A 16779-nucleotide genomic window follows, 5' to 3' on the forward strand; every position below is an offset into this window, starting at 1 on the left:
CCCGTACATGACCCCCGAGCAGAGCACCTGGTTCGCGGAGACGTTCTCCGCGCTCGCGGAGAACGTCAGCCGCGTGCTGCTGGGCAAGGACCGCACGGTGCGGCTCGCGCTGACCGCGATGGTGGCGGAGGGCCACCTGCTGCTCGAGGACGCGCCGGGCACGGGCAAGACGTCGCTCGCGAAGGCGCTCGCGGCGACGGTGCAGGGCACGCACCACCGCATCCAGTTCACGCCGGACCTGCTGCCGTCCGACGTGACGGGCGTGACGATCTACGACCAGGGGACCGCGCGCTTCGAGTTCCACCCGGGGCCGGTCTTCGCGACGATCGTGCTGGCGGACGAGATCAACCGCGCCTCGCCCAAGACGCAGGCGGCGCTCCTCGAGGTCATGGAGGAGGGCAACGTCACGGTCGACGGCGTGTCCCACCCGGTGGGTCGGCCGTTCATGGTGATCGCGACGCAGAACCCGATCGAGCAGGCGGGCACCTACCGGCTGCCGGAGGCGCAGCTGGACCGGTTCCTCATCAAGACGAGCCTGGGCTACCCGGACCGTGCCTCCACGGTCGAGATCCTCGCGGGGGCCAAGGACCGGACGGTGGGCCTGGGTGCGCGCATCACCACGGAGGCCGTCGGCACGATGGCCGACCTCGCGCGGACGGTGCACATCGACCCCGTCGTGCTGGACTACGTCGCGCGCATCACCGAGGCGACGCGTGACGACAGCCAGACCGCGCTCGGCGCGAGCGTGCGCGGCGGGCTCGCGTTGGTGCGGACCGCCAAGGTCTGGGCCGCCGCGCAGGGCCGCGAGTACGTGCTGCCCGACGACGTGAAGGACCTCGCGCAGCCGGTGCTCGCACACCGCCTGGTGCTCGACGCGGAGGCGGAGTTCGCGGGCGTCACCGCGATCGACGTGCTCGCGCGACTGCTCGACCAGGTCGCGCCCCCGGTGCTGCGGGCGGCCTGATGCGGATCTCGGGCGTCGGCTGGGGGTGCGTGCTCGTCGCGCTCCTCGGCCTCGTGCTGGGCCGGGTGCTCGGCTGGGTCGAGCTCGCGGCTCTCGGCGCGGGTCTCGGCGGCGTCCTCGTGGCGTGCCTGCTCATGACGGTCGGCCGCGCGCGCTACGCGGTGACGCTCGACATGGCGGACAACCGCGTGAAGATCGGCGAGCGCGCGGTCGGTCGCATCGAGATCCGCAACGCCGCGCGGCGCCGGTCGCTGCCGTCGCGGCTGGAGCTGCCGGTCGGGGCGGGTCTCGCGGAGCTCGCCATCCCTTCGCTCGCGCCGGACGCGACGCACGACGAGCTGTTCGCGATCCCGACGGCGCGGCGCGCGGTCGTCGTCGTCGGTCCGGTCCGCTCGGTCCGCGGCGACCCCCTGGGCATCGCGCGACGCAGCGTGCTGTGGACGCGGCCCGTCGACCTGTACGTGCACCCCGCGCTGGTCGCGCTGGGCGGTGCGAGCGCCGGCCTGCTGCGCGACCTGGAGGGGCAGTCGACGCGCGACCTGTCGGACTCGGACATGTCGTTCCACGCGCTGCGGGACTACGTCGCGGGCGACGACCGCCGCTACATCCACTGGAGGACGACCGCGCGGCGCGGCAAGCTCATGGTCAAGCAGTTCGAGGACACGCGACGCACGCAGACGGTCCTGGCGCTCGCGACGAGCCCGGGCGACTACGCGGACGACGACGAGTTCGAGATCGCGGTGTCCACGGTCGCGTCGATCGGCGTGCAGACGCTGCGCGACGAGCGTGACCTCGCCGTGCTCGCGGGTCCGGGGTCGTTGCGGGTGAACACGCCGCCGCTGCTGCTCGACGACTGCTCCGGCCTCGAGCAGGACCCGACGGGCGCGGACGTCACGCTGCTGGGCCGTCGCGTGGTGCGCGAGACGCCGCAGTGCTCGGTCGCGGTGCTGGTGACCGGTTCGGTGCCGACGGACGGCGACCTGCGCCTCGGCACGCGTCACCTGCCGGCGGGCACGCGCACGCTCGTCGTGCGGTGCGAGCTGGCCGCGGAGGTCTCGGTCCGGACGCAGGGTCAGCTCACGCTCGGGACCCTGGGCTCGCTCGACGACCTGCCCCGGCTCCTGCGGCGGGTGGTCTCGTGACGACGACGCTCGAGCGGCCGCGCACCTCGCCCGCGGCGGCCCCCGCGCAGCGGTCCCGCGCCGCCGCGCGGCGCCGTCCGCGCCCGCTCGCGCACGGCGTCGTCGACGCCGTGGTCCTCGTCGGGGTGCTCGCACTGGTGCTCTGGCCGCTGGTCGAGGTGTTCGGTGGCGGTACGGCGGTGCCCGCCGTGGCCGGCGGCCTCCTGCTCGGGACGCTGCTCGCGCTCGCGGGCGCGTGGGCGCGCTGGTCGGGGCTGTCGGTGGTGGCGGTGGCGCTCGCGACGTACGCCCTGGTGGGCGGCGCGCTGGCGGCCCCGACGACGACCGTCGCGGGCGTGGTCCCGACGCCGCAGACCGTGCTGGCGCTCGCGCGCGGCGCGGTGACGTCCTGGTCGCAGGTCGTGACGTTGCAGCCGCCGCTCGGCTCGGGCGGCACGCTGCTCGTCGCGCCGCTGCTGCTCGCGTACGTGGGCGCGCTCGTCGCGGTCGCGACGGCGGTGCGCGTGCGCGGCCGGTGGTCCGCGGCCGCGGCGCTCGTGCCGGTCGCCGTGCTGGTCGTCGTGATCCTGCTCGGCACCCGGTTCCCGAGCGTGCCGCCGCTCCTCACGGGCCTCGTGCTCGCGCTGGTGCTGCCGGCGTGGGCCGCGTGGCGCACGGGTGCGCTGCGACCGCGGCGCGTCGTCGCGCTCGGTGCGCTGGCCGCGGTGGGCGTGGGCTCGGGCGTGCTGGCGTCGCCCGCGGTCGTCGACGACGAGCCGCGCTACGTGCTGCGCGACGAGATCGTCCCGCCGTTCGACCCGCGGGACTACGCGAGCCCGCTGTCGGGCTTCCGGCGGTACCTCAAGGACCTCGAGGACTCGACGCTGCTGACCGTCGAGGGCCTCGAGGCGGGCGACCGCGTGCGGCTCGCGACGATGGACCGGTACGACGGTGTCGTGTGGAACGTCGCGGGAGACGGCTCCGCGCAGAGCTCGGGCGAGTTCCGGCGGGTCGGCGACGTGCTCCCGACGAGCGTGCGCGGCGAACGCCGGACCGTGCGCATCACGGTCGACGAGCTCGCGGGCGTGTGGCTGCCGACGGTCGGGCAGGCGACGTCGTTCCACCTCGACCGCGGCCAGTCGTCGCAGCTGCGCTACAACGACGCGACGGGTGCGGCGGTCCTCACCGGCGGCCTGCGCCGGGGCACGACGTACGAGATCGACGCGGTGGTGCCGCCCGTCCCCGGCGAGGACGACCTCACGTCGTCGGCCGCCGCCGACGTCGCGCAGCCCGCGCTCGAGGGCGTGCCCGACGTCGTGGGCGTGACGGCGGCGGACGTGGCGCGCGAGGCGGGCCGCGCCGTCGAGATCGCCGACGCGCTCGCCGACTGGCTCATCGACGAGGGCTACTACAGCGACGGGCTCGAGGGGCAGGTCGACTCCCTGTCCGGGCACGGCGCGGACCGGATCGCGACGCTGCTGGGCGCCGACCAGATGATCGGCGACGGCGAGCAGTACGCGGCCGCGATGGCGCTCATGGCGCGCTCGATGGGCCTGCCGGCCCGGGTGGTGCTGGGCTTCGTGCCGTCCCGCGAGGACGTGGCGGAGGGCGAGCCGGTCACCGTGCGGGGCGCCGACGTCCAGGCGTGGGTGGAGATCGCGTTCACGGGCCACGGCTGGGTGCCGTTCGACGCGACGCCGCCCAAGGAGAAGACGCCCGACACCGACCCGACCGAGACCGAGGACGACCCGAACCCGCAGGTCGTCCAGCCGCCCCCGCCGCCGCCCGGCGCGGTGACGCCGCCCGACGACGACACCGAGCAGCCCGCACCCGAGCAGCCCGAGGAGGACGACGACGCGTCGGCGCTGTGGCGCACGATCGCGGTCGTCGCCGTCGCGGTCGGCATCCCGGTGCTGCTGCTCGCCGCGCCGTTCCTCGTGGTCGGCGCGATCAAGGCGGCTCGTCGTCGCCGGCGGCGCCGACGTGGCGACACGGTGACGCGCGTGGCGGGCGGCTGGGACGAGGTGCTCGACCACGCCGTCGACCTGCGCCGCACCCCACCGGCCACCGGGACGCGGCTCGAGGCGGCCCGTGCGGTCGCCGCGGCCTTCACGCCCCCCGCCGACGCCGCAGCGCGGCGGCACGCGGTCGCGGGTGAGCTCGGCGGGCGGGTCGCGACGCTCGCGCAGGGCGCCGACCGGGCGGTGTTCGGGCCGGGTGAGCCCGACGACGCGCTCGTCGGCCGCTACTGGTCGCAGGTCGACGAGGCGCTCGCGACGATGCGGGCGACGGTCGGGTGGCGCGGCCGGCTCCGGGCGCGGCTGTCGCTGCGCTCCGTGCGGGCGCGACGCCGTGCCCGCCGCGCACAGGACGGTGCCCCGGTCGCTCGGGGCGCCGCTCGCAGGTCCAGGAAGGAGTCCCGGTGATCCGACACTCGACGGCAGCCCCCGCTGCCGGTCTGGGCCGGCGCGCTGCCGCGGTGGTTGTCGACGCGTCGCTGACCCTCCTGGCGGGCGGCTGGCTGTGGGTGGTGGCGGGCGCGCGGTCCGTGGCCGCGGCGGCCGACGGTCGCACGTCCGCGCTCGGCGACACGGGGCTGCCCGCGTGGGTCACGCCCGCGTGCGCGGCCGCGGTGCTGGTGCTGACGGTCGCGCAGTGGGTGCTGCACGGGAGGTTCGGCTGGACGGTCGGGCGTCGCCTGGTGGGCGTGCGGACCGTGGACGAGCGCAGCCGCCGGCCGATCGGGATGTGGCGCGTGCTGCTGCGTGGCCTCGTGGTCGCGGCGGGCTCGCTCGTGGTGGGCGTCGGCCAGCTCGTCGTGCTGCTGTCGCCGCTGTTCGACTCCTCCGGCCGGCGCCAGGGGTGGCACGACCGTGCGGCGCACGCGATGGTGCTCGACGTGCGGGGCGGTCTCGGTACGGCGGCCGCACCTCCGCCGCCCCCGCGACCCGACCTGCTGCGTGCCGGGACGACGACGTCGTTCCGCGCCCCGGCCGACGAGGTCGGGGTGGTGGGGCCGGTGCCCCCCGTGCCCGCCGTGCCCCCCGTGCCCCCGCCGCCCGGCCCCGGCGTCCCGCACGCCACGGGTGCTGTCCCGCGGCCGCTGGTCCTCGCGCCGCTCGCCCCGCACCGTGCGGGCCCCGACCTCGACACGCGCGCGCTGCCGCTCGTCCCGCCCCCGCCGGCGCCCACGGCCGCCGAGGCGCCGGCCGGCGAGAGCGTGCCGCAGCCGTCGGACGACGACGAGGACGTGGAGTCGACGCGCCGCCGGATTCTCCCGCCGCCGCCCCCGCCCGCGCACGAGCGCGGGACGGTGACGGTCGCGGTGGTGGAGATCAGCGACGGCCAGCGGGTCGAGGTGCGGCGCACCGCGCTCGTCGGGCGCAACCCGGCCGCCGCCGCGGACGGTGTGCAGCTCGTGCGGGTGGTCGACCCCGGCCGGTCGGTGTCCAAGACGCACCTGCAGATCGCGGTCGAGGAGTCGGGCGTGTGGGTCGCGGACCGCGGCTCGACCAACGGCACGGTCGTGACGCTCCCCGACGGCGCGCAGGTCATCTGCCCGGTGGACCAGCCCGTGCGGCTGCGCCTCGGGTCGGTCGTGATGTTCGGGGACTGCGCGATGCGGCTGGTCGCGACGTCCTGACGGGGCGCCCGCGGGTCGTCGTGCTCCCGGCAGGTGACGCGGGGGACCGGGATCGTCGTTCGGCGCCCGTGCGGCGCCCGGCCCCCCTACGCTGGCGGTATGTCCAGCGGTCGTCGGGCTGCACAGCTGCAGCTTGTCGAGGTCGACGAGGAGACCGCCCCCACGGTCGCCCGTGGCAGCTCAGCGCCCGCAGACGGCCGCGCAGACGGCTCCACCGACGGCTCCGCGGCTCGCCCCCGGGCGGGTCGGGCTGACGGTACCGACGCCCCCGGGCCGGCCTCGACGGCCGGCACTGCGGCCGGCACTGCAGACGGCACTGCAGACGGCACGGTGGACACGGTCCCCGACGACGGCGGTCCGGGCGGCCGGCGCGGGCACCTGCGCCGGCATGCGGTGCTCTGGTCGGTCGTCGCGCTCGTCGTCGTGGCGCTCGTGGCGGTGCTCGTCGCCGTCGACGCGGCGCGCCGGGACCGCGCCTACCAGCAGGCCGTGACGGTCCCCGGCCTGCTGACGCCCGTCGACGGCCCGGTGCACGTGCGCTGGCGCGCACCCGCCAAGCCCGGCCCCGGCACGGTGCTCGTCGCCGACGACACGGTCGTCGTCGTCACGCAGGACTCGCAGGGCCGCCACCTCACCGGCTACGAGGCGGGTTCCGGCGCGCAGCGCTGGACCGCGCGCGTCACCCCCGCGCAGGCGGGTGCGCAGGACGTCCCGGTGCAGTGCCCGAGCTGGCGCGAGGGGCGCGTCGACTCGCTCGTCGTGTGCGTCACGGGGCTGATCGAGCCCGTCTACGTGGACGGCGAGGAGGTGACCGCCGGGCTGCGGATCCTCGCGTTCGACGCCGTGACGGGCCAGGAGCTCGGGGCGTGGACGCGCCTCGGCACGCTCACCGGGTTCGGGCGGGTCGGTGGTGACGTGGTCGTCGCGGTCACGGAGCCGGACGGGCAGACCGCGGTCGAGCGGCGGGACGGTCGCACGGGCGACGTGCGGTGGTCGTACCGGTCGCACGAGCGCCTCGCGAGCGCGCTCGCGATCGAGCGCACGACGATGGAGTTCACCGACCGGGTCGCGGTGGTGCGCGGCGCGCAGATCGCGGTGCTGCGGCTCGCGGACGGGTCCGTCCTGCACGACGAGGGGCGCGGGCGCGCCCTGGCGCTCCTGCCGTACCGGGACGGCTACGCGGCGTGGACCCCGGCCGGCAGCGGTCGGCTGTACGACGGCGCCGGCGACGAGGGTCCGGCGATCCCCGCCGTGCCCTCGCGCCTCGACATCGACGACGACTCGGCACCCGACGTCGTGGTGGTGTCCACGGGGCTCGCGATCCGCGCGCTCGAGGCCGCGACGGGTGAGGAGCTGTGGTCGCTGGGCCTGCGCGCCACGCCGCGTGCCGTGGTCGGCACGACGCTGCTCGCGTCCGACGGCGGTCGGTACGCGGCGTACGACGTGCGCACGGGGGCCCCGCTGTGGTCCGACGCGTCGGACGCACCGGACTGGCCGCCGTTGACCGACGGCTCGCTCGTGCTGACCGCGGCGCAGGACGACGGGGTCACGACGTTGACGGCGCGCGGTCTGCGCGACGGGGCGCAGCGCTGGCAGGTGGACCTGCCGCGCCAGGTGACGCAGCTCGCCGCGGTGGGCGGGCTGCTCGTCGGGCGCACGGCCGACGGCATCGTCGTGCTGGGCGCGTGAGCCGACCGGGGCGCGAGCGGGGTTTGCGGACCCCGCCGGGCGGGGGAGTAAGGTGACCGACGTGCTGAGCACCACACGCGTGAGCCTCCTCCTTCGGTGCCGCGGCGGGGCCTTCTAGGCCGGATCCCTGCCGCGGTGTCGTGATGCGCCGGCTGACCACTCGCCGAGTCGAACCACCGAAGGAGCAGGTCCCCTCATGAGCGTCACCCCCACGGGCGCGAGCTACCAGCAGACGAGCCCCCAGAAGCCCTCGGGCATGCCGGTCCACAAGTACCGGCCGTTCCACGAGCAGATCCGCGTGGACCTGCCGGACCGCACGTGGCCGGACGCGCGCATCACGAAGGCCCCGCGCTGGTGCGCGGTCGACCTGCGCGACGGCAACCAGGCGCTGATCGAGCCGATGAACCCGGCCCGCAAGCTCGAGATGTTCGAGCTGCTGGTGGACATGGGCTACAAGGAGATCGAGGTCGGCTTCCCGGCGGCGTCGCAGACGGACTTCGACTTCGTCCGGATGCTCATCGAGGAGAACCGGATCCCCGACGACGTGGTGATCCAGGTGCTGACGCAGTCACGCGAGCACCTGATCGAGCGCACGTACGAGGCGATCGCGGGCGCGAAGCAGGCGATCGTCCACCTGTACAACTCGACGTCGACGCTGCAGCGGGACGTGGTGTTCCGGTCCGACGAGGACGGCATCGTCGACATCGCGGTCTCGGGTGCGCGGTTCTGCAAGAAGTACGAGGAGCTGGTCCCGGACACCGAGGTGTACTACGAGTACTCCCCGGAGTCGTACACGGGCACCGAGCTGGAGTTCGCGGTGCGGATCTGCAACGCGGTGCTCGAGGAGTGGCAGCCGACGCCCGACCGGCCCGTCATCGTCAACCTGCCGGCGACGGTCGAGATGGCCACGCCCAACGTGTACGCGGACTCGATCGAGTGGATGAGCCGCAACCTGCGCTTCCGGGAGTCGGTGGTGCTGAGCCTGCACCCGCACAACGACCGCGGCACGGCCGTGGCGGCCGCGGAGCTGGGCTACATGGCGGGCGCCGACCGCATCGAGGGCTGCCTGTTCGGCAACGGCGAGCGCACGGGCAACGTCTGCCTGGTGACGCTCGGCATGAACCTGTTCAGCCAGGGGGTGGACCCGGAGATCGACTTCTCCGACATGGACCGCATCCGGCGCACGGTCGAGCGCTGCAACCAGCTGCCGGTGGGCGAGCGCCACCCGTACGGCGGCGACCTGGTCTTCACCGCGTTCTCGGGCTCGCACCAGGACGCGATCAAGAAGGGCCTGGACGCCCTCGAGTCGCGTGCCGCGGCGCTGGGCCGCACGGTCGACGACGTGGTGTGGGCCGTGCCGTACCTGCCGATCGACCCGAAGGACGTCGGCCGCTCGTACGAGGCGATCATCCGCGTCAACTCGCAGTCCGGGAAGGGCGGCATCAGCTACCTGATGAAGTCCGAGAAGGACCTGGACCTGCCGCGCCGGCTGCAGATCGAGTTCTCGCAGGTGGTGCAGCGGCACACGGACCAGCACGGCACCGAGGTCACGGCGGACGACCTGTGGCGCATCTTCGTCGACGAGTACCTGCCCGTGGAGGCCGCGAAGGTCGCGACGCCCGCGCAGGAGTTCGGCGGCCTCGTCCCCTGGGGCCGGTTCTCGCTGCAGGGCACGCGCGCGACGAGCGCGCAGGACGGCCCGGACACGCTCTCGGTCGACCTGGTCGACCGGGGGCAGGTCCGCACGCTCGAGGGCTCGGGCAACGGTCCGGTCGCGGCGTTCGTCGCCGCGCTGAAGCAGGTCGGCGTCGACGTCGCGGTGCTCGACTACGCGGAGCACGCCCTGTCCTCGGGAGGCGACGCGACGGCCGCGGCCTACGTCGAGCTCGCGATCGGCGACGAGATCCTGTGGGGCGTCGGCATCGACCCGTCGATCACGACGGCGTCGCTCAAGGCCATCGTCTCGGCGATCAACCGCCACCTGCGCTGAGCCCGCCGAGGGCCTTCTCCCCGCGCCGTCCGCCCGAGCGTGGGCGGCGTGGGGGAGGATGGCCCGGTGAGCCTCTACCGCGACGAGGCGATCGTGCTGCGCACCCACAAGCTGGGTGAGGCGGACCGGATCGTCACGCTCCTGACCCGCCAGCACGGCAAGGTGCGTGCGGTCGGCAAGGGCGTGCGCCGCACGACCTCACGGTTCGGCTCACGCCTCGAGCCGTTCATGCACGTCGACCTGCAGCTCTCGACGGGCCGCAACCTCGACATCGTGACGCAGGCGGAGACGTTGGGGCCGTACGGTCGGCCGATCGCCGAGGACTACGCGCTGTACACGGTCGGCACCGTGATACTCGAGACCGCCGAGCGGCTCGTGGAGGCCGAGCACGAGCCGGCGCTCCAGCAGTACTGGCTGCTCGTCGGCGCGGTCCGCGCGCTCGCGACGCGCGAGCACACGCCGGGCCTCGTGCTCGACTCCTACCTGCTGCGCGCGCTCGCGGTCGCGGGCTGGGCACCGAGCTTCGCGGACTGCGCGCGCTGCGGTGAGCCGGGCCCGCACCACGCGTTCAACGTCCAGTCGGGCGGCGCGGTGTGCGCGCGGTGCCGTCCGCCGGGCTCGGCGTCGCCGGCTCCCGAGACGTTCGCCCTGCTCGCGGCGCTCATCTCGGGCGACTGGGTGGTCGCCGACGCGAGCGCGGAACGACACCGAGGCGAGGCCGCGGGCCTCGTCGCGGCCTTCAGCCAGTTCCACCTCGAGCGGCGTCTGCGCTCGTTGCCGCACGTCGAGCGGGTGTAGCAGGCGTCCCGCACGCGGTCCCGCGGGCGGCACAATGGCGGACGTGTCGACGAGCGTGCAGCCCCCGTTCCCGCACCCCTCGGGTGCGCGGCCCCCCGCCATCCCGCGTCAGTTCGTGCCGCGGCACGTCGCGGTCGTCATGGACGGCAACGGCCGCTGGGCGAACGCCCGCGGGCTGAGCCGCATCGAGGGGCACAAGGCGGGCGAGGCGTCGCTGCTCGACGTGGTGGCGGGAGCGATCGAGATCGGCGTCGAGTACGTCTCGGCGTACGCGTTCTCCACGGAGAACTGGAACCGCTCGCCCGAGGAGGTGCGCTTCCTCATGGGCTTCAACCGCGACGTGATCCGGCGGCGGCGCGACGAGATGGCGTCATGGGGCGTGCGCGTGCGGTGGGCCGGCCGGCGGCCGCGGCTGTGGCGTTCGGTGATCTCCGAGCTCGAGGAGGCGGAGCGACGCACGAAGGACAACACGGTCTGCACGCTGACGATGTGCGTCAACTACGGCGGGCGTGCCGAGATCGCCGACGCGGCCGCGGCGCTCGCGCGCGACGTGCAGGCGGGCCGGGTGAACCCCAACCGCGTGAACGAGAAGGTGTTCGCCCGCTACCTCGACGAGCCCGACCTGCCGGACGTCGACCTCTTCGTGCGCTCGTCGGGTGAGCAGCGCACGTCGAACTTCCTCATCTGGCAGGCCGCGTACGCCGAGATGGTGTTCCTCGACGAGCCGTGGCCCGAGGTCGACCGCCGGCACCTGTGGCGCGCGATCGAGGAGTACGCGCGCCGGGACCGCCGGTACGGGGGAGCGGTCGACCAGCCGAAGGTCTGACCGGGCGTATCCGCCGAGAGGATGACAACGTCTTGCGGCAGGACCGCCGAGGGTCGCACGCGAGCCCGGTACGACGAGACCCGTGAGGGACGTCCGACGCGCGCGTCCGGCGCCAGGCTGGGCGCATGACCTCGACCGCCGCGCACCCGCTCCTCGAGATCACGACGCCCGGGCAGCCGCGTCTGGTCGCCCGTGGCCTCGTGAAGCGCCACGGCGCGACGACCGCGCTCGCGGGCGTGGACCTGGAGCTCGGTGAGGAGGAGTCGCTCGCGCTCACGGGGCCGTCGGGCTCGGGCAAGTCGACGCTGCTGCACGTGCTCGCGGGCATCCTGACGCCCGACGAGGGCACGGTGGCGCTCCGCGGCCGACGTGTGGAGGGCATGTCGGAGCGCGAGCGTGCGCTGCTGCGGCGTGGGCGGTTCGGGTTCGTGTTCCAGCACGGGCAGCTGCTGTCCGAGCTGTCGGCGCTCGAGAACGTCGCGCTCGCGGCGATGCTCGACGGGGAGCCACGCGCCTATGCGGAGGGGTTGGCGGGGCAGTGGCTCGCGCGTCTCGGCCTGGCCGGCGACGAAGGTCGCCGGCCGGGCGAGATGTCCGGCGGCCAGGTGCAGCGCGTCGCGGTCGCGCGAGCACTCGTGACGCGCCCGGACGTCGTCTTCGCGGACGAGCCGGCGGGCCTGCTCGACGAGGCGACGAGCCGCGAGGTCCTGCGCGTCCTGGTCGACTCGACGCGTGCGATCGGCGCGTCGCTCGTCGTCGTCACGCACGACCCGCTGGTCGCCGGGTGGTGCGACCGCCGGGTCGAGCTGCGCGACGGGCGGCTCGACCCGTGAACCCCGTCCTGGCGCTCGGGCCGCGGCTGCGCCGCGCCGAGGGGCGCGACGGCCGGGTGCGGACGGGCGTCGCGGTGGCCGCGTCCGCGCTGACGACGGTCCTCACGACGAGCGTGCTCGCCGTGACCCTCGCGTTCGCGCAGCGCGCCGCGCACCCGGCCGCGGCGTCGGGTCTCGACCACCCGCAGGTGCGGCTCGCGTCCGCCGCGACCGTGCTGCTCGCCGTCGCGCTCGTGGTGCTCGGCGCCGCCGCGGCCCGGCTGGGTGCCGGACGCCGCGACGAGCGGATCGCCACGCTGCGCCTGCTGGGCGCGACGCCGCACGAGGTGCTCGGGCTCACCGCGGTGGAGTCGGCGTCGCACGGGCTGGTGGGTGCGGTGCTCGGGTCGCTGCTGTACGGCGCGCTGCTGCCCGTGTGGGCCGCCGTGGCGCCACCGGGCGCGTTCACGGTCGCGGAGCTGTGGGTCGGCCCGTCGTCGCTGGCGCTCGTGGGTGCGGGCGTGGTGCTGCTCGCGGCGGTGAGCGGCGTGGTGACCGTGCGTCGCACGCTCGTCGGGCCGCCGGTCAGGCGCGTCGCGCTCGCAGCACCGCGTCGTGCACCGTGACGGTCTCGCCCTCGCGCGTGGTCGCGTGACGCGGGACGGCGAGCGCGACCTCGACCGTCCATGCCGCGTCGAGCGCGAGCAGCTCGTCGCGCACCTCGTCCACCCCGGGGAACATCGACGGGTCGTCGGGCCGCCCCACCGGCGCGGCGAGGTCGAGCGCGTGGTGCTGCACGAGCAGGAGCGTCCCGCCGGGTGCGACGAGCCGGGCCGCGCGCGCGACGTGCCCGCGTCGGGCCTGCGGCGCGAGGTGCAGGAAGTGTGACGTGACCAGGTCGAACGTCGACCCGCCGTCGAGCGCCCCGTCATCCAGCGTCGCGAGGTCCGCCTGCACCCAGCGCACGTCCACCCCGGCCTCCTGGGCCGCGCGGGCACCGCGCTCCAGCGCGGTCGCGGCGAAGTCGACGGCGGTGACGCGCCAGCCGCGCTGCGCGAGCCACACCGCGTCGCGGCCCTCGCCCGCCCCCAGGTCCAGCGCGGTGCCCGGCGTCAGGTGCGCCGTCTGGGCGACGAGCGCGGCGTTGGGCTGCCCGCTCCACACCGCGGGCGCGGTGCCGTAGCGCTCCTCCCAGCCGTGCGCGTCGAGCGACCACGCGGACGTCGCGTCGGGCCCCGAGGTGAGCCCGCGCCACCGGCCGACGGCCTCGAGTGCGTCCAGCTCGACCAGCTCGGCGTTGAGCATCCCGGCGACGGTGGCGCCCTGCGCGGCCGAGACCAGCACGGTCGCGGCGGGGTCGGACACGTTGCCCGCCACGCGCACGCCCGGCACTCCGGTCCCGCCCCAGGCGTCCGTGGGCACGGCGCGGGCCACGACGACACCGGCGTGCTCGACGGGCTCCGCACGCAGCCCGAGCGGCGCGAGGTGCTCGTCGTCCGCCTCGAGCAGCGTGCGCACGACCAGCGCGTCGGCGGCGAGCGTCTCGCCCGCGTCTGACCGCACGCCGGTCAGCCGGTCGTCGGTCACGACGAGCTCGGCGAGCCGTCCGAGCGCGACGCGCACGCCCCGTGCGGCGAGCCGTGCCGCCTCGTCGGCGGGCAGCGCGGCGTCCGGGCGCAGCAGCGTGACGCGCGGCGTCCACTGCCGCCACAGCAGCGCGGCGTGGACGCCGAGCGGACCCTCGGCGGCGACGACGACGCGCCCGTCGCCGACCTCCCAGCCGTGGCAGTACGGGCAGTGCAGGACGTCCCGCCCCCACCGCTGCGCGAGGCCCGGGACGTCGGGCAGCGCGTCACGGCCGCCCGTGGCGCTGACGACCGCGCGCGCCGCGAGCCGCGTGCCGCCCTCGAGCGTCACGACGAACGCGCCGAGCTCGCCCTCGACGGCCGTCACGCGCCCCGGCAGCACCTCGCCGCCGTAGCCGAGCACCTCGTCGCGACCGTGCGCGAGCAGCGCGCGCGGGGCGGCGCCGTCGCGCGTGAGGAAGCCGTGCGCGTGCGCGGCGGGTGCGTTGCGCGGTGCGCCCGCGTCGACGACGAGCACGCGCCGCCGGGCGCGGGACAGCACGAGGGCCGCGGCGAGGCCGGCGGGACCGCCGCCTGCGACGACGACGTCCCAGGGTCGGTCGGCGGCGGGCGGGTCAGGCGTCGGTGGGGTGGGCCGCGCCGCGGGGGCGTCCTGGGCGGGCTCGTCGTGGCGGTGGCCGTGCGTGCGCTCGTGCGTCATGGTGTGCTCCTCGCGGTCGTGGTGTGCTGTCCGCACCGTCCCGCATCCGCGGTTGGGGTGGCAAGGATCGTTGCCGGACTGGCAACATGGCGCGCATGACGGACGACGTGCTCTCGGGGGTCGGGCCCCGGCTGCGTGCGCTGCGCCAGCGCAGGGACCTCACCCTCGCCGCGGTCGCGGAGGAGACGGGCATCTCGATCAGCACGCTCTCGCGTCTCGAGGCGGGCCAGCGCCGCCCGACGCTCGAGCTGCTGCTCCCGCTCGCACGGCTGCACCGCGTGGCGCTCGACGACCTCGTCGGCGCACCCGAGTCGCGCGACCCGCGCGTGCACGCGACGCCGATCCACCGGCGCGGGCGCACGTACGTGCCCCTCACGCGCCGTCCCGGCGGGATGCGCGCGTACAAGGTGGTCCTCCCGCCCGAGCCGGGCCCGCCCGGCGAGCTGCAGGTGCACGAGGGGCACGAGTGGGTCTACGTCCTGACGGGACGGCTGCGCCTGCTGCTGGGCGACCGCGACCTGGTGCTCACCGAGGGCGAGGTCGCCGAGTTCGACACCCGGACGCCCCACGCGCTGCTCAACCCCGGGCCCGGACCGACCGAGCTGCTCACGCTGTTCGGTCCGCAGGGCGAGCGCATGCACGTGCGCGCCCGGACCCGGCGGGTCGACGACGCGTCCTGACCCGGCTCGCGTGTCGGCGCCCGGCCCTACGGTGTGCGCATGGCACTCATGGTGGAGATGGTCACGTTCGACTCGACGGACCCGCACGCGCTCGGCGTGTGGTGGGCGCGCCAGCTGGGTGGCACCGTCCAGGGCGAGACCGACGCGTGGTTCGTCGTGGTGACGGACGTGCGCGGCGTGCAGCAGCTCGGGTTCCAGCGCGTCGAGAGCCCGACGCCGGGCAAGAACCGCGTGCACCTCGACCTGCAGGCGCCGGACGTGGCGGCCGAGGTCGAGCGGCTCGTCGCGGACGGTGCGACGCTCGTCGCCCGGCACGCGGAGCACGGCCTGTCGTGGACCGTGCTCGCCGACCCGGACGGGAACCAGTTCTGCGTCTCGCAGCACGCCTGAGCGCTGCGTCGCCCCACGCGCGCGGGGGCGCCCGGCCTGGGTCCTGCGGTACCCGGACGGGCGCGTCGGGCCGGTAGCCTGGGCGGGCTCCGCGGCGCACGTGCACCGCGGACGTCACCCATCCGGCTCACGGCACCCAGCCGCGGGCACCGAGCACCAGGAGAGCACCGCCGTGGCAGCACCCTCGCGTCTGGATTCCGTCGTCTCCCTCGCCAAGCGGCGCGGGTTCGTGTTCCCGAGCGGCGAGATCTACGGCGGTACGCGCTCCGCCTGGGACTACGGACCGCTGGGAGTGGAGCTCAAGGAGAACATCAAGCGCCAGTGGTGGCGTGCGATGGTCACGAGCCGCGAGGACATCGTCGGCCTCGACTCGTCGGTCATCCTGCCGCGTCAGGTGTGGGTCGCGTCGGGCCACGTCGGTGTGTTCACCGACCCGCTGACCGAGTGCCTGAGCTGCCACAAGCGCTTCCGCGAGGACCAGTTGCTCGAGGAGTTCGAGGAGCGCAAGGGCCGGGCGCCCGAGGGCGGCCTCGCGGGCGTGCCGTGCCCGAGCTGCGGCACCAAGGGCGAGTGGACCGAGCCGCGCGACTTCAACATGATGCTCAAGACGTACCTCGGCCCGGTCGAGGACGAGTCCGGCCTGCACTACCTGCGGCCCGAGACCGCGCAGGGCATCTTCGTGAACTTCAAGAACGTGTACACCGCGGCGCGCATGAAGCCCCCGTTCGGCATCGGCCAGATCGGCAAGTCGTTCCGCAACGAGATCACGCCCGGCAACTTCATCTTCCGCACGCGCGAGTTCGAGCAGATGGAGATGGAGTTCTTCGTCGAGCCCGGCACCGACGAGACCTGGCACCAGTACTGGATCGACTACCGCACGGACTGGTACGTCGACCTGGGCATCGACCGGGACAACCTGCGGCACTACGAGCACCCGGCCGAGAAGCTGTCCCACTACTCGAAGCGGACGGTCGACATCGAGTACCGGTTCGGCTTCCAGGGCAGCGAGTGGGGCGAGCTCGAGGGCATCGCCAACCGCACCGACTTCGACCTGTCGACGCACACGGAGCACTCGGGACAGGACCTGTCGTTCTTCGACCAGGCCAAGAACGAGCGGTACGTGCCCTACGTCATCGAGCCCGCCGCGGGACTGACGCGCTCGCTCATGGCGTTCCTCGTCGAGGCGTACGCCGAGGACGAGGCGCCCAACACCAAGGGTGGGGTCGACACGCGCGTCGTCCTCAAGCTCGACCCGCGCCTCGCGCCCGTCAAGGCGGCCGTGCTGCCGCTGTCCCGCAACGAGCAGCTCTCGCCCAAGGCCCGGGACCTCGCGGCCGAGCTGCGCAAGAGCTGGAACGTCGACTTCGACGACGCCGGCGCGATCGGCCGTCGTTACCGTCGCCAGGACGAGATCGGCACGCCGTTCTGCATCACGGTCGACTTCGACACGCTCGACGACCAGGCCGTGACCATCCGCCACCGCGACGACATGTCGCAGGAGCGCGTGGCGCTCGACCAGGTGACGTCCTACCTCGCACCGCGTCTTCTGGGCGCCTGACGCCCGGGTCCCGTGGCCGCAC

General features: G+C 75.0%; 14 protein-coding genes. 13 read left to right on the top strand and 1 reads right to left on the bottom strand.

Features of this window, described 5'->3' with window-relative positions:
• Positions 1–7 precede the first annotated feature (7 nt).
• From ACT17Q_RS06370 to ACT17Q_RS06415, 10 genes are all read left to right on the top strand, one after another.
• Entirely contained in the window at positions 8–964 is a 957-nt protein-coding gene (locus ACT17Q_RS06370) for an AAA family ATPase (RefSeq protein WP_094180346.1), read from the top strand.
• A complete protein-coding gene (locus ACT17Q_RS06375) occupies positions 964–2106 on the top strand; it encodes a DUF58 domain-containing protein (RefSeq protein WP_444665141.1) in 1143 nt (380 codons plus the stop codon). The genes ACT17Q_RS06370 and ACT17Q_RS06375 overlap by 1 nt, the downstream gene beginning before the upstream one ends.
• Positions 2103–4511, top strand: a complete 2409-nt coding sequence (locus tag ACT17Q_RS06380) for a transglutaminase domain-containing protein (RefSeq protein WP_094180344.1) — start codon at positions 2103–2105, stop codon at positions 4509–4511. The genes ACT17Q_RS06375 and ACT17Q_RS06380 overlap by 4 nt, the downstream gene beginning before the upstream one ends.
• Positions 4508–5728, top strand: coding sequence for an RDD family protein (locus ACT17Q_RS06385; RefSeq protein ID WP_444665142.1), 1221 nt, complete (start codon positions 4508–4510; stop codon positions 5726–5728). The genes ACT17Q_RS06380 and ACT17Q_RS06385 overlap by 4 nt, the downstream gene beginning before the upstream one ends.
• A 330-nt stretch (positions 5729–6058) precedes the next feature.
• Positions 6059–7417, top strand: coding sequence for an outer membrane protein assembly factor BamB family protein (locus ACT17Q_RS06390; RefSeq protein ID WP_444665143.1), 1359 nt, complete (start codon positions 6059–6061; stop codon positions 7415–7417).
• A 196-nt stretch (positions 7418–7613) separates the two neighbouring features.
• Positions 7614–9407, top strand: a complete 1794-nt coding sequence (gene leuA / locus ACT17Q_RS06395) for a 2-isopropylmalate synthase (RefSeq protein WP_094180341.1) — start codon at positions 7614–7616, stop codon at positions 9405–9407.
• A gap of 66 nt (positions 9408–9473) precedes the next feature.
• Positions 9474–10205 (top strand): DNA repair protein RecO, encoded by a 732-nt coding sequence (gene recO / locus ACT17Q_RS06400; RefSeq protein ID WP_094180340.1) that lies wholly within the window; start codon positions 9474–9476, stop codon positions 10203–10205.
• Between the two features lie 34 nt (positions 10206–10239).
• Positions 10240–11031 (top strand): isoprenyl transferase, encoded by a 792-nt coding sequence (locus ACT17Q_RS06405; protein WP_094180339.1) that lies wholly within the window; start codon positions 10240–10242, stop codon positions 11029–11031.
• Positions 11032–11156: 125 nt separating this feature from the next.
• Positions 11157–11864 carry an ABC transporter ATP-binding protein gene (locus ACT17Q_RS06410; RefSeq protein WP_444665144.1) on the top strand — a complete coding sequence of 236 codons (708 nt, stop codon included), beginning with the start codon at positions 11157–11159 and terminating at the stop codon, positions 11862–11864.
• Positions 11861–12469: an FtsX-like permease family protein gene (locus tag ACT17Q_RS06415; protein WP_444665145.1), complete on the top strand. Its 609-nt coding sequence runs from the start codon at positions 11861–11863 to the stop codon at positions 12467–12469. The genes ACT17Q_RS06410 and ACT17Q_RS06415 overlap by 4 nt, the downstream gene beginning before the upstream one ends.
• On the opposite strand, the gene ACT17Q_RS06420 is transcribed toward ACT17Q_RS06415, so the two are convergent.
• Positions 12429–14129: an FAD-dependent oxidoreductase gene (locus tag ACT17Q_RS06420; protein ID WP_444665146.1), complete on the bottom strand. Its 1701-nt coding sequence runs from the start codon at positions 14127–14129 to the stop codon at positions 12429–12431. The genes ACT17Q_RS06415 and ACT17Q_RS06420 overlap by 41 nt on opposite strands.
• Before the next feature lie 86 nt (positions 14130–14215).
• Here ACT17Q_RS06420 and ACT17Q_RS06425 point away from each other — a divergent pair, with 86 nt between their 5' ends.
• The 3 genes from ACT17Q_RS06425 (at position 14216) to ACT17Q_RS06435 (ending at position 16757) form a co-directional block, all read left to right on the top strand.
• The gene (locus ACT17Q_RS06425; RefSeq protein ID WP_369826316.1) at positions 14216–14809 is read left to right on the top strand and encodes a helix-turn-helix domain-containing protein; all 594 of its coding nucleotides are present in this window, start codon (positions 14216–14218) and stop codon (positions 14807–14809) included.
• A 39-nt stretch (positions 14810–14848) separates the two neighbouring features.
• On the top strand, positions 14849–15199 hold the full coding sequence (locus tag ACT17Q_RS06430) for a VOC family protein (protein WP_444665147.1): 351 nt from the start codon (positions 14849–14851) through the stop codon (positions 15197–15199).
• A gap of 172 nt (positions 15200–15371) precedes the next feature.
• Complete coding sequence (locus ACT17Q_RS06435; protein WP_094180334.1) at positions 15372–16757, top strand: glycine--tRNA ligase; 1386 nt, start codon at positions 15372–15374, stop codon at positions 16755–16757.
• Positions 16758–16779 lie beyond the last annotated feature (22 nt).

Source organism: Cellulomonas sp. CW35, from assembly GCF_052378485.1.
Lineage (GTDB): Bacteria > Actinomycetota > Actinomycetes > Actinomycetales > Cellulomonadaceae > Cellulomonas > Cellulomonas uda.

What these genes read in the sequence shown, in the direction of transcription:
- ACT17Q_RS06370 (WP_094180346.1), top strand. Translation starts at nt 8, where the DNA reads ATGACCCCCGAGCAGAGCACCTGGTTCGCGGAGACGTTCTCCGCGCTC.
- ACT17Q_RS06375 (WP_444665141.1), top strand. Translation starts at nt 964, where the DNA reads ATGCGGATCTCGGGCGTCGGCTGGGGGTGCGTGCTCGTCGCGCTCCTC.
- leuA (WP_094180341.1), top strand. Translation starts at nt 7,614, where the DNA reads ATGAGCGTCACCCCCACGGGCGCGAGCTACCAGCAGACGAGCCCCCAG.
- ACT17Q_RS06405 (WP_094180339.1), top strand. Translation starts at nt 10,240, where the DNA reads ATGGCGGACGTGTCGACGAGCGTGCAGCCCCCGTTCCCGCACCCCTCG.
- ACT17Q_RS06410 (WP_444665144.1), top strand. Translation starts at nt 11,157, where the DNA reads ATGACCTCGACCGCCGCGCACCCGCTCCTCGAGATCACGACGCCCGGG.
- ACT17Q_RS06420 (WP_444665146.1), bottom strand. Translation starts at nt 14,129, where the DNA reads ATGACGCACGAGCGCACGCACGGCCACCGCCACGACGAGCCCGCCCAG.
- ACT17Q_RS06425 (WP_369826316.1), top strand. Translation starts at nt 14,216, where the DNA reads ATGGCGCGCATGACGGACGACGTGCTCTCGGGGGTCGGGCCCCGGCTG.
- ACT17Q_RS06430 (WP_444665147.1), top strand. Translation starts at nt 14,849, where the DNA reads ATGGCACTCATGGTGGAGATGGTCACGTTCGACTCGACGGACCCGCAC.